The sequence below is a fragment of the Streptomyces kryoterrae genome, assembly GCF_054072135.1.
The window spans coordinates 460,148-475,013 of the sequence record NZ_CM133358.1 but is presented as its reverse complement, the minus strand read 5'-3'; the positions used below and the strand labels follow the sequence as shown (position 1 = coordinate 475,013).

Genomic DNA, 14,866 nt, shown 5'->3' with positions numbered 1-14,866 from the left:
CGCGGTCGCGAGCTTCCGGGGCAGCGCGTTGAACGCCGTCTCGGAGACCGGTGGACCGGGATCCTTGGCCGGAGTCCAAGCGCCTCGCCGCCGCTCCTCACACCGTCAGGACCGAGCACGCGCTGATGCCCGGCGCCCCGTACACATGGGTGAAGCCCACCCGGGGAGCGCCCGGCACCTGTACACCGGGCGCGCGGCCCTGCAACTGTCGTACGACCTCGTGGAACTGGCGGAGCCCGGAGGCGCCGACGGGCTCGCCGCCGGCCAGACAGCCGCCGTCGGTGTTGACCGGGATCCGGCCGGTGGGGTCGGTGACCCCGGCGGCCAGCAGATCCTCCTGCTCGCCGTGGCCGCACAGCCCGGTCTCCGCCAGGTGGATCAGCTCCGAGCCGCTGTCGGTGTCCTGCAACTGGGCGACCTGTACGTCGGAGGGCCGCACCCCCGCCGTACGGAAGGCGGCTTCGGCGGCGTCGATGCTCGGGCTGTGGTGCGGTCCCGGCGGCAGCCAGGGCGAGAACACCTCGAACGAACCGAACCGCCGGGTCCGGAAGGCCAGCGAGGCCAGTTTCACCGGTCGTTCGCAGAGGTCGAACGCACGGTCGCCGAGTGCCAGCACCAAGGCCGCCGCGCCCTGTCCGGGCGAGCAGAACATGTACTGCGTGAGCGGGGGACTGACCTCGGCGGAGTCCAGGATCTCCTGCTCCGTGAGCGGCTTGCGCCGCCAGGCCAGGGGGTGGTGCGAGCCGTTGCGGAAGGCGCGCGCGGCGACCATCGCCAGGGCCCGCTCCGAGATCCCGTGCTCGTACAGGTAGCGCTGGGTCTTCAGCGCGAAGAACTGGGTGGTCAGCATCATGCCGGTCTCGGCGTACCACTCGCCCAGGCCGTAGCGGGCCGCGGAGACGTGGAACGCGCCCCGCTCGTGCTTGTCGAACCCCACCGCCAGTCCCAGGGACGCCTCGCCCGCGCGCAGCGCGTTGGCCACCGCGAGCACGGTGGAGGCGCCGGTGGCGCAGCCGTTCTGCACGTTGACGAACGGCACGCCGGTCAGGCCCAGGCGGCCCACCAGGGTGTCGGGCTTGCCGGACACGTCGGACCCGCCGGCCGCGTAACCGATGTCCTCCCACGTGACACCCGCGTCGGTCAGCGCCTCGCGTATCGCATGCTCGGCCATGTCCATTCCGGTGACGCTCTCGTCGCGGCCGAAGGGACGCATCCCGCATCCGACCACGTACACGTCGTCGCGCCGGCTCATCGCTCCCCGTCCCGTTCGGGGCGGAACGCGAAGGTCACCACCTCGGTTCCGTCCTCGTCCCGGTACGCGGGCGCCGTGGTCAGCCGCACCGGCAGACCGATCCGGATCTCCGCGTGGGAAACCGCCAACAGCGCCTCGACCAGCACCTCGCCGAGATCCACATAGCCCACGTGGTACGGCCGGTGGCCTTCGGCCGGAGCCCGGTACGGCGGTTTCGGCGCGAACGCCTGGCGCGTCCACGACCACACGCGCCCGCTCACCGGCAGTACGTGTGTGGACATCGACCCGTCCGAGCACCTGGGGCACGAGTCCTGCCGGGGGAAGACGACGGTGCCGCACCCGGAGCAGCGGGCGCCCGCGAGACGCGGTGGATCCCCGTCGCCGAACTCAGGGTTCCTCGGGTTCTCAGGGTTGTTCAGGTTCTCGGGGTTCTCGAACAGCGACTCGTCGATGAGCCTGGTGGTCATGATTCGTCCCTCCTTCCGTCCACGTCACCAGCCCAGCAGGCCGGCCAGCCGTTCCCGATGGTGTGCGGCGCCGCCCAGCAGAACCGCGTCGGACTGGGCGCGCCGGAAGTACAGGTGGGCGTCGTGCTCCCAGGTGAAGCCCATCCCGCCGTGGAACTGCACGCACTCGGCGGCGACGGAGACGAACGCCTCGCCGCACCACGCCTGACACACCGCCGCCGCCTCGGCCAGCGCCTGCGGCGACCCGTCGGCCCTGACCGCGCGCACCACGGCCGACCGCGCCGCCTCGACCTGGAGCAGCATGTCGGCGCAGGCGTGCTTGACCGCCTGGAAACCGCCGATCGCCCGGCCGAACTGGGTACGGTCGCGCACATGGGCCACCGTCATGTCCAACGCGGCCTGCGCTCCGCCCAGTTGCTCGGCGGCCAGTGCCACCAGGGCCACGTCCAGGGCGCGGGAGACGACATCCGCCCCCTCGCCGCCCGCGGTCAGCGCCCGGACCCGGGCACCCGAGAAGGTGACCACCGCCTGACCCCGGCTGAGGTCCAGGGTGGGCACCCGGCGCACCGTGACCCCCGGCTCGCGCGCGTCGGCCAGGAAGAGGTCCACGCCGTCGCTCCCGGCCGCGGCCACCACCAGCGCCTCGGCGTCGGCGCCGTCGAGGACGAACGGCGCGGTGCCGTCCAGAAGCGGGACGCTGCCCTGCCAGGAGACGGCCACCGGCACGGCGTCGGCCCGCCACGTCCCGTCGGGCCCGGTCACCGCCAAGGCGTGCACGGTGCCCCCGGCCAGCCTGGCCAGCGCCTTGTCGGCCGTACCGCAGCCCGCCAGCACCTGACCGGCCAGCACGGTGGAGGACAGCAGCGGTACGGGTGCCAGCGTCCTGCCCAGCTCCTCGCAGACGACGGCGATCTCGGCGAGGCCGCCGATGCCTCCCGCCGACTCCGGCAGACCCAGGGCCGCGAGTCCGACCTGCCGGCCGAGGGCGTCCCACAGGCCGGCGTCGATGCCGGGTGCCTCCTCGGACAGCCGCCGTACCGCGGCGGTGCCGCCGGCGTCCGCGCACACCGACCGCACGGTCTCGCGCAGGTCGTCCAGCTCGGTGTCCGACAGGGCCGTGCCGTCGGTGACGGTGCTTGTCATCGTGCGCTCCCGCTGTCGTCGTGCCGTTCCCGCAGGGCACTGTGGGCGGCCGCCATCCGGGCCACCGGCACGCGGTGCGCGGAGCAGGAGACGTAGTCGAGGCCGAGGTCGTCGCAGAACGCGATCGACTCCGGGTCCCCGCCGTGCTCACCGCAGACGCCCAACTTGATGCCGGGCCGTACGACCCGTGCCCGCTCGGCCGCCAGGGCGATCAGCGCGCCCACCCCGTGCGGATCGAGCCGCGCGAACGGGCTGGCGGTCAGGAACCCGCGCTCCTGGTAGTTGGCGAGCACCTGGCGCTCGACATCGTCCCGGGAGAACCCGTAGGTGAGCTGGGTGAGGTCGTTGGTGCCGAAGGAGAAGAACTCGGCGTGCTCGGCGAGTTCGCCGGCCAGCAGCGCGGCCCGGGGGGTCTCGATCATCGTGCCGAGCCGGTACGGGACCTCCACCCCGGTGCGGGCGGCGACCGCGTCGGCGGCGCCGCGTACGTAAGCGGCTGCGGTGACGAGTTCCTCTGGCAGACTGACCAGCGGGATCATCACCTCCAGCGCCGGCCGGATCCCGGTGGCGGCGACCTCGGCCCAGGCGGTGAAGAGCGCCTCGGCCTGCGCCGGGTAGAGCCGCTCGTGCAGCAGCGCCAGCCGTACCCCGCGCAGCCCGAGCATCGGGTTCGCCTCGCGCAGTGCGTCGGCCCGCTGCTCCTCGGCCGCGTCGAGAGCCTGCCCGGGGGCGGGCAGGAACTCGTGCAGCGGGGCGTCCAGCAGGCGCACGGTCACCGGGCGGTTCCCCACGGCGGTCAGCAGCGCGCGGAAGTCCTCGTACTGGGCGTGTTCCAGTGCCGACAGCGCCGCGTCGCGGGCGGTCGGGTCGGCGGCCAGGAGCACCCGGCGGATCAGCGGCAGCCGCTCGCCGAGGAACTGGTGTTCCGTACGGCACAGCCCGACACCCTCCGCGCCGAGGGCCAGGGCCGTCTCCACCTCGGCGGCGGTGTCGGCGTTGACGCGGACGCCCAGTCGGCGTGTGTCGTCCGCCCACTCCAGCAGGGTGGAGAGTTCGGGCGGCGGTCCGGCCACGCTGACGCTCAGGGTCCCCGCGTAGACGGCGCCGGTACGGCCGTCCAGGGAGACCGGGTCGCCCTCGCGCACGATCCGCTCCCCGAAGCGGACCGTCCCGGCGGCCAGGTCCACGCGCAGCCCCTCGGCGCCGCACACGGCGGGCTTGCCGGCGCCCCGCGCCACCACGGCGGCATGCGAGGCGATACCACCGCTGCCGGTCAGTACGGCGGCTGAGGCCAGCATCCCGGGGACGTCCGCCGGGGTCGTCTCGGCGGCCACGAGTACGACCCGCGTACCGTCGGCGGCCAGTTCGAGGGCACGTTCACTGGACAGCACGACCACTCCGGTCGCTGCCCCCGGGGAGGCGGGCAGCCCCTTCACCAGCAGCTCCTCCCCGCCGGTCAGCCGCAGCTGGGGGTGCAGCAGTTCCTGCACCTGCGCGGGCGTGATCCGACGGACGGCCTCCTCGCGGCCGATCGCCCCGTCCCGGGCCAGGTCGGCGGCCAGACACACGGACGCCCGAAGCGGCGGGCGGAGCTGCGCGGAGGCGGCGAGCAGGGAGATCTCGTCGTCGCGCACCTCGAAGTCGACCGACACCGGCGCACGCAGATGGCGCTCCAGGGTGAGCAGGGAGTGCTCCAGCAGCGCGGTGCCGCCGGCGAGCCGGTCCAGTGGTTCACCGGTGTGCGGCGGCGGGGCACTGCGGCGCACACCCCGGAAGAAGAAGCCCTGCGGGGAGAGGCGCCCGGTCTCGGGATCACGGCTGACGGCCGTGCCGTAGCCCGAGTGGTCCGCCGGGCCGATGCGCAGAGCCTGCACATGCAGGGCGACCGGCAGCTCGGCGGGGAGCCGCTGGGAGCGGCGGGATCTCCTCGCACGCGGCGAGTCCCACCGGCCGAGGAGAGCGCGGGCGGCCAGCGCGAGCTGCCGCGCCGGGTCGTCGGGGAAGGACTCGGAGCCGTGCGCCGCGACGAGCGACAGCAGCGTCTCCACCCGTGCCCGCGGCCCGGGCGCGTCCAGGAGGGCGTCGTCGAGCACCGCGCCCGGCACGTCGAGGGCGTACTCGGCGATCATGCGCACGGTGGCGGCCCACACCTCGTACAGCGCGTCCGAACGCCCGATGACGGCGCACAGGTCGTCGGCATGGCCCGGCGTGACGCCGAGGCAGGCCAGGTCGGGCGGGAGTCCGGCGACGTCGGTGGGCGCGCTCGCCGACAGGCGCAGCAGCAGCGGCCGGGTGGGGTCGCCGATGTGCCGCCCCGAGAGCTGTTCGATCAGTTCCACGGCGGCTTCCGCGGTGTCGGTCCCGCACAGTGACGCGGCGGCGCCGGCGGGCACGGTGAGCCCCGGCACGACCGGCAGGCCGAGGGCCACCAGCCGGTCCATCGCCGCGCCGTGCGCGCCCAGCTCGTCGGCGTCGAGTCCCCGGATCCGTCCCTGCCCGTAGGGGACCAGGATCCGGCCGGGGGGCGTGGAAGGTGCTGAGGCCCCGAGAGCGCGGGGGGTGCTGGAAGCTTCGAGGGCCGCTGGAGTCCCGGGGACCGCTGAGGCTCCCGAGGTCGCGGCGGCGCCAGGCAAGCCGGGCGTACCGGAGGCCGCGGAGGTACCGAGCGTCCCGGAGGCCGCGGAGGTACCGAGCGTCCCGGAGGTGGCAGAGGGCGCGAGGGGCGCCCCGGATGGTGCGAGCGGGTCCGCCTCGCGGTCGGTGACGCTCAACCCCGGCTCCTTGTGACCAGCTCCTCTTCGCGGACCTCGTCCTCGGCCCGGCTGATTCCCAGCACGAGCAGCAGCTCCTGGTGCAGCCGCATCCACACGGTGTGGTACGAGTCGCACAGCGGCGAGGCCAGCCACGCGGGCGCGCCCTCGTCGAAGCGGTCGAGGGCTTCCTCCAGGGCCGTCAGGTACCGCCCGCTGCCCGCGAGCACCAGGTCCAGTCGGCGCAGGACGGGCTGGATGGCCTCGTGCACGTCCTCCAGCGACTCGCGCACCCCGGCGTCGTAGACGTCGTCGGAGTGGTCGTTGACGGAGCCGTCGGGGCGGCACTGCCATGCCGTGCACACATCGCGGATCTGCCGGTTGACCGGCAGGAACGCCTCGTACGCCGCGAGGATCCGCCCCTCCTGTTCGGAACCGGCGGGAACCCGCAGGAGCTGCGCGACGGCGGCCTTGGCACGCTCGGTCGGCAGCACCACCGGCCCCTTCACCATCGCCAGCCCGGCATCGACCAGCGGACGGTGCTCGGACTCAGGCCGGCCGCGCCACATACCCCGCAGAACGAGGTCGACGACGGCTTCGGCGAGGGGCTCTTCGAGAGCGTCCGGAAGGTCCACGGCAGCAGATTGCATCGCCACACCTTTTGCTCGGTTCTGTGTTGCCCGGAGGTTACGCCCAGGTGGGCTGGTTAGTGAAGAGGAACTCAAGAAACACTTTTCGGAGCGAGGAACGACGCCATACGGTTCCGGGCCTCCGGGCCGTCCGCCAGTGCGGCGATCGACCGCGCCTCCTCGGCGAGGTGGCGGCGCAGGCCGTCGCCGTCACCGGCGCGCAGCAGACCCTTCGCGGCACGCAGTGCGTCAGCGGCGCCGGCGGCCAGTTCGGCCGCGGTCCGGTGTGCCGCCGCGTCCAGCTCCTCGTCGTCCACGCACCGGGAGGCCAGCCCCCACCGCTCGGCGTCGTCGCCGGTCAGGACCCGGTTGGTCAGGATCAGGTCCGTCGCCCCGCGGGGGCCCACCAGGCGCGGCAGGAACCATGACGCCCCGCAGTCCGGCGTGAGCCCGACCGCCGTGTACGCCAGCCGGAACCGCGCGGACCGGGCCGCCAGGACGATGTCTCCCACCAGGGCGAGACCGATGCCACCGCCCGCAGCGGCGCCGCGCACGGCGGTCACCAGCGGCACCGGCAGGTCGTACAGGGCCTGTATCGCGGTGTGCGCGGCACTCGCCACGGCGTGCACATAGGTGCCGGTCTCCGTGCCGCGGCCGGCGAACGCGCGCAGGTCACCACCCACGCAGAAACTGCCGCCCGACGACCGCAGCAACACCGCGCCGCCGGGGTCCTCGGCCACCTCGGCGGTCGCGTCACGCAGTGCCTCGGCCGTCCTGAGGTCCAGGGCGTTTCCCCGTCCGGGGTCGTCCAGTCTCACCTCGACGACCCCGTCGTCGTGGCGGACTGTCCGGACCGGTTCGGTGGTCACGGGGAGGCTCATGGGTGTTTCTCCTGCCGTCTTGCCGCTACAGGGTGTTTCTCTTCACCGGGCGCTTTCCGTCCCAGGCGCTTCCCGGCAAGATACTAAAGACGCTATACAGTTTCTAGAACGCGACGGGAGTCGATGCCCGTACGCCCGTCGGCGGGAGGCCCCGTGCCCATTCAGTTCGATGTCGATCCGGCTGTCGCTCAACTCGCCGCGTCGACGGCCGAGTTCGTGAGCGAGGTGGTCATCCCGGCCGAGCGGGAGTGCGGCGGGAACGTGCACGACGCCCCCGAGGACCTGCGTCAGACCCTGCAGAAAGCCGCCCGCGAGGCGGGTGTGTTCGCCCCGCAGGTACCGACGCGGTGGGGCGGACACGGTCTCGACCTGCGCGGGCAGGCGATGGTGTTCGAAGCGGCGGGCTACTCGCTGCTCGGACCGCTGGCGCTGAACTGCGCCGCCCCGGACGAGGGCAACATGCACCTGCTGGAGAAGGTGGCCACCGAGGAACAGAAGCAGGCGTATCTGCGTCCGCTCGCCGCAGGCGAGATCCGGTCCTGCTTCGCCATGACCGAACCGGCTCCGGGCGCGGGCGCCGACCCCCGTTCCCTGCGGACCACCGCGACCCGGGTACCCAGCGGCTGGCGTATCGACGGGCGCAAGTGGTTCATCACCGGCGCCCACGGAGCGGGCTTCGCCATCGTCATGGCCCGCACCTCCGGCAACCCCGGCGACCCGGGCGGCGCCACCATGTTCCTGGTCGACGCCGGTACTCCCGGGATGCGCATCGTCCGGAACATCGAGACCCTCGACGAGTCGCTCTTCGCGGGGCACAGCGAGATCGTCTTCGAGGAGTGTGTGGTGGGGGAGGAGCAGGTGCTCGGCGCGGTGGACCACGGTTTCGAGGGCGCGCAGGTCCGGCTCGGCCCCGCCCGGATGACCCACTGCATGCGCTGGCTGGGAGCGGCCCGCCGCGCCCAGGACGTCGCGCTGGAACGGGCGGGGAGCCGGATGGCCTTCGGCTCGGCCCTGGGCGACCTCGGCATGGTCCAGCAGATGCTGGCCGACTCCGAGATCGACATCGAGGCCAGCCGCGCCCTGATCCTGCGTACGGCCTGGGAGCTGGACACCGAATCCGCCGCAGCCTCGCAGCTCACCTCGGTGTCCAAGACGTTCGTGGCGGAGGCGGTGAACCGGGTGGTCGACCGGGCGGTGCAGATCTGCGGGGCCCTCGGTATCTCGATCGCCGACGCCCCGCTGGCCCGGCTGTACCGGGAGGTGCGGCCGTTCCGGATCTACGACGGCCCGTCGGAGACACACCGTTTCGCCATAGCGCGTCGCGCGGTCCGGCCCTACCGACAGCCGCGCGCGGGCGCCGTCGGCGGCTGATGACACCGTCGACGTGGGCGGTGTTCCGGTCCTGTCCAGCCCGGTATCCGCATCCGACGGCCGGTCAGCTCAGTTTTCGGCAGTACAGGGCGTCCGGAGTCCGTGCCGAGCCCACCCGGGCCGTGTACGCGATCCCGGCCGCGTACTCGTCGTCCGCGCACTGGCCCTTGTAGTGGCCCTGGGCGAAGTCGCCGCCCTTGGCGGCCGAGCCCCTGCTGTCGCCGCGGTCGAACCAGACGGTGCGGCCGGCTGTGCCGAGCCGGCCGGCCGGAGCGGCCGCGCACAGGGCGGCGGAGACGGCGGAACCGCGGACGCTGTAGCCGGTCAGGAAGTGGCCGTCGGCGCACTGGAGTTTGGTGTAGCCGGACGCCCAGTCGCCCGCCGGCCCGACATACCGCTCGTCGACGACCACCACATGTCCGCCGTCCGGGGCCCACAGCGGGCCGGTGGACACGTCCGAGCACAAACCCCGGTTGCCGGTGTGACCGAGGCCGAGCAGCCGCTGTCCGTCGGGGCACACGGCCTTGCGGGCACCGGAGTCCCAGTCGGGCAGGGCCCGCATCCGCCGTGACTCGACGAAGTCGCCGTGATCGGGGCTGAGCATCGACCAGTCGGCCACGGGCGCCACCGGGCCGGTGCGACCCTGCGCCGTGATGAGCCGGGTCCAGGCGGCGGCCCGCCAGTCGTCGCCGTCGTAGACGCCCATACGGTGACCCGCCGAGTCCCAGTGCAGCAGGGCCCAGCCGTTTCCCTTGCGGTTCTCGTGCCAGCCGACGAGCGGCCAGTACGCGAAGTCGGCGTCGGTCCGGATCAGCTGGTCGACGAAGTTCTCGAACCAGGCCCGCTGCTTGTTCCCGGTCTCGTCCCGGCCGCCGACACCGAACTCGCTGATCCAGACAGGCGCGGTGAAGTGCGTGTTCGTCTCCGCGCTCACGAAGAAGGCCTGGCGGTCCAGCACCTTGACCAGTTCGGCGGGGCTCAGGTCGCGGTAGCGGGGGTCGCTGGTCTCACCTGTTCCGGTGGCGCCGCTGTGGTTGGGGCCCGTGTAGTCGTAGAAGTGAGCGGAGTACACGAGCTTGCCGGAGTCGACGAGCGTGTGCGAGAGGCGGCGTACGGGCTCCAGGGTGGGGCGTTCGTGGGGGAGTCCGTCGACGGGGACGCCCGTCCAGTTGATGCCCTCCACGATGATGAGGAGGTCGGGGTCGGCCTCCGTGAGGATGCGGTCACCGAGGCGCTGTGAGGCGGCGAACCAGTCGTGGTCGTCGCCGAGCCCCCAGTTGGGGTCGTCCAGGACGTTGCGGCGCACCTCGTTGTAGAGGTCGGCGCCGACGACGCGCTGGTTGTCCCGGTAGCGGCGGGCCATGAGGAGCCAGTCGTTCTCCCACGTCCCGGTGGACTGGCTCGCGTTCCAGCGTTCGTTGCCGTCGACCCCGCAGCACCAACGGGTGGTGTTGGTGTGGTTGTTCAGGATCACCGCGAGCCCGGCGGCGGTGAGTTCCCGTACCACGACGTCGTACACCTGCAGTGGGGTCTTGCCGCGCAGGGCGGGATTGGCGGCGACGGAACCGTCGGTGACGGGACGGCTGTCGTGGATCATCTCGTTGGAGAAGGGCAGCCGGACGCTGTTGATCCCGATCTCCTGGAAACCGGCGATGATCTCGGCCATGGAGGCACGGTCCAGGCCCAGCGGCATCCGGCCGGAGTTCTCCCCCGCGTGGTGGTCGGCGTCCGCGTCCGCGCTTCCCGAGCCGTTCCAGGTGCCGCTGGCTCCGTGCCAGTTGCCGGACCGCAGCTTGAAGCGGTTGCCGTTCGCGTCGACGATCCAACGACCCCGCGTGCTGAGCGGCGGCGTCCAGGTCGCCGCGGACGCGGTGATCTCGGGTCGGGCGGCGGCCTCCACGGCGAGCTCCCGTCCGGCCGCCGCCTCGGCAACGGGCGCGAGGCCCACGACGAGGAGTACGGCGGCCAGTGCGGCCCTGGCCCTGATGAAGGTTCGGGGCACGGTCACCCTCCTGAGACGTGCGTACATGTTGTCATGGCACCGTCATCATGGAGGGTTGCGGCGCATTGGTCCAGTCCTTCACGCGCAGGGGTGATTTTCGTACACGTCGATGGGCGACAGGCAAGAGAGACCTGACGGCGGGTCGGCCGCTGGGCGGGCGCACGTGAAACAAAACGCACCCCCCGTCGCATCAGTACATTTGGGGGAGCGGTTCCTCCGGAACGGGAGAGAACACAGTGACGGTCAAACGAAGGATCGCGGGGCAACTGGCAGCAGTTGGGGCGATCACGATGGTGATCAGCGGAACCGCCATGGCCGGTCCCGCGGGTGGCGGGGCGTGGGCGGAGACATCGACGGGTCAGGTCGCGATGATGACCGTGGCCCAGCCGAACCCGTCGAAGACATGGGCCGCCGGTGCCGAGGTCGTGGAGAATCCCGAGGACGGTTCCATCCGGTTCACGCCCGCCATGTACGAGCGCGACCTCGCCCGAGGCGGGGCGTGGAAGCGGACAGCGCTGCGGGGCGCCGACACCTGGGACAGCAGAATCAACGACATCGCCACCGCGGCGGACGGCTCGGCGTTCTTCGTCGGTGACCAGGGACTGGACGGCGGGGGCGCCCTGGTCGGACGCTATGTGGCGGGCGCCTGGCAACTGACCGCCGACACCGGTCTGCCTTCAGGGACAGTGAACGCCAGTTTGCTGTCGGTGAGTTCGGTCTCCGGCCGCGAGGCCTGGGCGGTGGGCCAGGGCTACACGGAGGACACCTTCACCCAGATCCCGGTCGTCCAGCACTGGGACGGCCGACGGTGGCGGTCCGTGCAGATCCCGGGGTCGGCGAACTGGGGCCTGAACCAGGTCACGGAGTTGGCACCGAACGACGTCTGGGTGGTCGGCGTGGACTACGACACCGGTCAGTCCGTCGCCGTGCACTGGGACGGTCACCGGTGGACGCGGACGCCCACCCCGGCGTTCCCCGACTCGGCGGTCCTCTTCGACATCGCCGCCCGCACACCGACGGACGTCTGGGCCGTGGGATGGTCCCGCGACACCGACAAGCAGCGTCCGGCGGGGCTGGCCCTGCACTGGGACGGCACCTCGTGGACCCAGGTGCCCCTGCCCGCGGGCACGTTCTCACTGCAGGCCGTGACCCTGCGGCCGAACGGCGGGATCGCCGTCGTGGGCGGCAACGACGACGCGGCAGTCGGTCTGACCTGGACGTCCGCAGAGGGCTGGCGGTCGCTGGGCCTGCCCGAGAACGATCCGCAGTTCCCCCTCGGCGTCAGCTCCGTGGTGTCCTCCGGCACGCATCTGACCGTCGGTGGCTGGCACTACCGGTCCAGCGGCAGCGGCGACTCCTTCCGGAGCGGCGCCATCTTCACCAGGTAGAACGGCACTGACCACCTCGGAGGCCGGCGGGAACGACCCGTCCCGCGCGCTGCGGGACGCCTGCCGACTCCGTCCGGGGGCGGTGCGCGCGGGCAGAAGACCATCCACGTCGCAGCGTTCGCCGGAACAGCCGGAACACAGGGGGCACACCGTGCTCCGGCGCAGCGTCCGGTCTCCTGCCCGCCGGCAGCTTCGTGGGGCGCAGCCGTCGCGGGTCGAAGAGGAGCGCACCGGGGGATCCCGCGCATCAGCGGGAGCAGCGCCCGGCCGTCGTGGGGGTCGGCGGCCGGGCGCGGCACCGGTGAGGTCCGGTGGTCTGCCGAGGACCCCACCGGACGGCCGGAGGCCGGTGACCTTCTTGTTGGGCAAAGTGCCTGTACGTCAGTGGCCGGTCTCGTCGCGGCGGCAGCGCAGGAAGAGGTGGGGCTCGGGCTCGGCGCCGGGGTGGTCCGGGGCGAAGACGGTGCTGTGCCGGGCCAGCACCGTCAGCCCCGCCGCCTCCGCCATGCCGATGAAGTCGTCCTCGGCGAAGCTCGTGGCGCGGACCGGCTGGCCCATGAAGACCACATCGAGGTCCTCCACGTCCGCGGGGACGGTGGCCAGCACCAGATGCCCGCCGGGCCGAAGGGCCAGGGTCAGGCGCCGCAGCAGAGCCGACTGCTCGGCGCGGGTCATCTGCAACAGCGAGAAGAACACGCACACGCCGTCGAAGGAGTCCGCGTCGAGCGGGAGTTCCCGGATGTCGCCGCAGCGGAACTCGGCCTCGGGGACCTGCCGGGTGGCGAGTTCGACCATGACGGGGGAGACGTCGACACCCAGCACCGTGTGCCCTGCCGCGACGAGCGCGGCCGCGGTGGGCCGCCCGGTGCCGCTGCCCACGTCCAGCGTCCGCGCGGTGGGCGGCAGCCGCTCGATCAGCCAGTCCAGCGCGGCCAGGTGCGCGGGCGCCTGGGCGAACGCCTTCTCGTAGTCGGGGCCCAGGGCGTCGAACAGCACAGCGGCAGGCGGCCGTTGGTCCTCGTGACTCACGTCGGTATCCCCTTCATTCGCCGGCGTGCATCGTCGCACCCGCCGGGTGCGTGCCACAACGGCCGCCCGGTGGGCGTCCCGGCGGGCCGGACGGGGGAGAATGAGGCCCGTACTCAACGGTCGACCCTTGCGGAGGAGCGGGAAATGCAGGACGCGCGAGCGGGACAGGTCGCCGGCCCCGAAGACCTCATCGATGTGGCCCGTCTGGTCACGGCGTACTACGCGCTGCACCCCGACCCGGCCGAACCCGGGCAACGGGTGGCCTTCGGCACCTCGGGGCACCGCGGCTCGTCCCTCGTGGCGGCGTTCAACGAGGACCACATCGCGGCCACCAGCCAGGCCATCTGTGAGTACCGTGCCGCCCAGGGCACCGACGGCCCCCTGTTCCTGGGTGCCGACACCCACGCCCTGTCCGAGCCCGCGCGGATCACGGCACTGGAGGTGTTCGCCGCCAACGACGTGACCGTCCTCATCGACCAGACCGACGGCTACACGCCCACCCCGGCCGTCTCGCACGCCATCCTCACCCACAACCGCGGCCGCACGTCCGGCCTCGCCGACGGCGTGGTGGTCACCCCCTCGCACAACCCGCCCGCCGACGGCGGCTTCAAGTACAACCCGCCGAACGGCGGCCCCGCCGGTTCCGACGCGACCTCCTGGATCCAGGACCGCGCCAACGAGATCATCACCGGCGGCCTGAAGGACGTACGGCGCATCCCGTACGCCCGCGCCCTGGCCGCGCCCGGCACCGGCCGCCACGACTTCCTCGGCAGTTATGTCGCCGACCTGCCGAACGTGCTGGACCTGGAGGCGGTCCGGTCCGCCGGAGTACGCATCGGCGCCGATCCGCTGGGCGGCGCCTCCGTCGCCTACTGGGGCCGTATCGCCGAACAGCACCGGCTCGACCTGACGGTGGTGAACCCGCTCGCCGACCCCACCTGGCGCTTCATGACGCTGGACTGGGACGGCAAGATCCGCATGGACTGCTCCTCGCCGTACGCCATGGCCTCCCTCATCGAGCAGCGCGACCGGTTCGACATCGCCACCGGCAACGACGCCGACGCCGACCGGCACGGCATCGTCACGCCGGACGGGGGTCTGATGAACCCCAACCACTACCTCGCCGTGGCGATCTCGTACCTGTTCTCGCACCGGGATCAGTGGCCGACGGGCGCCGGGATCGGCAAGACGCTGGTGTCGTCCAGCATGATCGACCGGGTCGCGGCGGACGTCGGCCGGCAACTGGTGGAAGTGCCGGTCGGATTCAAGTGGTTCGTGGACGGCCTGTCCGACGGAACGCTCGGCTTCGGCGGCGAGGAGTCGGCGGGCGCGTCCTTCCTGCGCCGTGACGGCTCGGTGTGGACCACCGACAAGGACGGCATCGTCCTGGCCCTGCTCGCCTCCGAGATCACGGCGGTGACGGGCAGCACCCCGTCGCAGCACTACGCGCGGCTCACCGACCGTTTCGGCGCTCCCGCCTACGCGCGCGTCGACGCCCCGGCGTCCCGCGAGGAGAAGGCGCTGCTCGCCAAGTTGTCCCCGAGCCAGGTCACCGCCGACACCCTCGCCGGCGAGCCGGTCACCACGGTGCTCACCGAGGCCCCCGGCAACGGCGCCGCGCTCGGCGGTATCAAGGTCGCCACCGCCAACGCCTGGTTCGCCGCCCGGCCTTCGGGCACCGAGGACGTCTACAAGATCTACGCGGAGTCCTTCCTCGGCCCGGACCATCTGCACCGGATCCAGGAGGAGGCCAAGTCCGTGGTGCTCGCGGCGCTGGGCAGCTGACGCGGACGAGCCCCGGACACGCCGCCGATCGCCGCTGAGGCCGCGATCGGCGGCGGCGCGCCGACCAGCAGCCAGAGCAGCCTGGGCGGTGCGTTCCGTCTCGGACCGAACCCGGGCTCGACTCGGAGGGGGTGCTGCCGGGCGAGCATGCCGCGGTCCTCGCCCGTCA

11 protein-coding genes are annotated in these 14,866 nt (G+C 72.5%); 3 read left to right on the top strand and 8 right to left on the bottom strand.

Annotated features, from left to right (window positions below; genetic code table 11):
- Nucleotides 1-97: 97 nt before the first annotated feature.
- From ACW4TU_RS01595 to ACW4TU_RS01570, 6 genes are all read right to left on the bottom strand, one after another.
- Nucleotides 98-1,252, bottom strand: coding sequence for a thiolase family protein (locus ACW4TU_RS01595; protein WP_457423819.1), 1,155 nt, complete (start codon nt 1,250-1,252; stop codon nt 98-100).
- A complete protein-coding gene (locus ACW4TU_RS01590) occupies nt 1,249-1,719 on the bottom strand; it encodes a Zn-ribbon domain-containing OB-fold protein (RefSeq protein ID WP_457423817.1) in 471 nt (156 codons plus the stop codon). Before ACW4TU_RS01590 ends, ACW4TU_RS01595 begins: the two co-directional genes overlap by 4 nt.
- A gap of 24 nt (nt 1,720-1,743) precedes the next feature.
- Nucleotides 1,744-2,862: an acyl-CoA dehydrogenase family protein gene (locus ACW4TU_RS01585; RefSeq protein ID WP_457423815.1), complete on the bottom strand. Its 1,119-nt coding sequence runs from the start codon at nt 2,860-2,862 to the stop codon at nt 1,744-1,746.
- A complete protein-coding gene (locus ACW4TU_RS01580) occupies nt 2,859-5,633 on the bottom strand; it encodes a putative PEP-binding protein (protein WP_457423813.1) in 2,775 nt (924 codons plus the stop codon). Before ACW4TU_RS01580 ends, ACW4TU_RS01585 begins: the two co-directional genes overlap by 4 nt.
- Nucleotides 5,630-6,262 carry a hypothetical protein gene (locus ACW4TU_RS01575; RefSeq protein WP_457423811.1) on the bottom strand — a complete coding sequence of 211 codons (633 nt, stop codon included), beginning with the start codon at nt 6,260-6,262 and terminating at the stop codon, nt 5,630-5,632. The genes ACW4TU_RS01580 and ACW4TU_RS01575 overlap by 4 nt, the downstream gene beginning before the upstream one ends.
- Nucleotides 6,263-6,333: 71 nt before the next feature.
- A complete protein-coding gene (locus ACW4TU_RS01570; RefSeq protein WP_457423809.1) occupies nt 6,334-7,122 on the bottom strand; it encodes an enoyl-CoA hydratase/isomerase family protein in 789 nt (262 codons plus the stop codon).
- A 153-nt stretch (nt 7,123-7,275) separates the two neighbouring features.
- Here ACW4TU_RS01570 and ACW4TU_RS01565 point away from each other — a divergent pair, with 153 nt between their 5' ends.
- Nucleotides 7,276-8,493 carry an acyl-CoA dehydrogenase family protein gene (locus ACW4TU_RS01565; protein WP_457423807.1) on the top strand — a complete coding sequence of 406 codons (1,218 nt, stop codon included), beginning with the start codon at nt 7,276-7,278 and terminating at the stop codon, nt 8,491-8,493.
- Between the two features lie 64 nt (nt 8,494-8,557).
- Here ACW4TU_RS01565 and ACW4TU_RS01560 read toward each other — a convergent pair whose 3' ends face one another.
- Entirely contained in the window at nt 8,558-10,522 is a 1,965-nt protein-coding gene (locus ACW4TU_RS01560; RefSeq protein ID WP_457423805.1) for a glycoside hydrolase family 5 protein, read from the bottom strand.
- A gap of 209 nt (nt 10,523-10,731) precedes the next feature.
- On the opposite strand from ACW4TU_RS01560, the gene ACW4TU_RS01555 reads away from it, so the two are divergent.
- The gene (locus ACW4TU_RS01555) at nt 10,732-11,883 is read left to right on the top strand and encodes a hypothetical protein (RefSeq protein ID WP_457423803.1); all 1,152 of its coding nucleotides are present in this window, start codon (nt 10,732-10,734) and stop codon (nt 11,881-11,883) included.
- A 381-nt stretch (nt 11,884-12,264) separates the two neighbouring features.
- Here ACW4TU_RS01555 and ACW4TU_RS01550 read toward each other — a convergent pair whose 3' ends face one another.
- A complete protein-coding gene (locus tag ACW4TU_RS01550; RefSeq protein WP_457423801.1) occupies nt 12,265-12,912 on the bottom strand; it encodes a class I SAM-dependent methyltransferase in 648 nt (215 codons plus the stop codon).
- A gap of 144 nt (nt 12,913-13,056) precedes the next feature.
- Here ACW4TU_RS01550 and pgm point away from each other — a divergent pair, with 144 nt between their 5' ends.
- Entirely contained in the window at nt 13,057-14,697 is a 1,641-nt protein-coding gene (pgm, locus tag ACW4TU_RS01545; protein WP_457423799.1) for a phosphoglucomutase (alpha-D-glucose-1,6-bisphosphate-dependent), read from the top strand.
- The last annotated feature ends 169 nt before the right edge of the window (nt 14,698-14,866 follow it).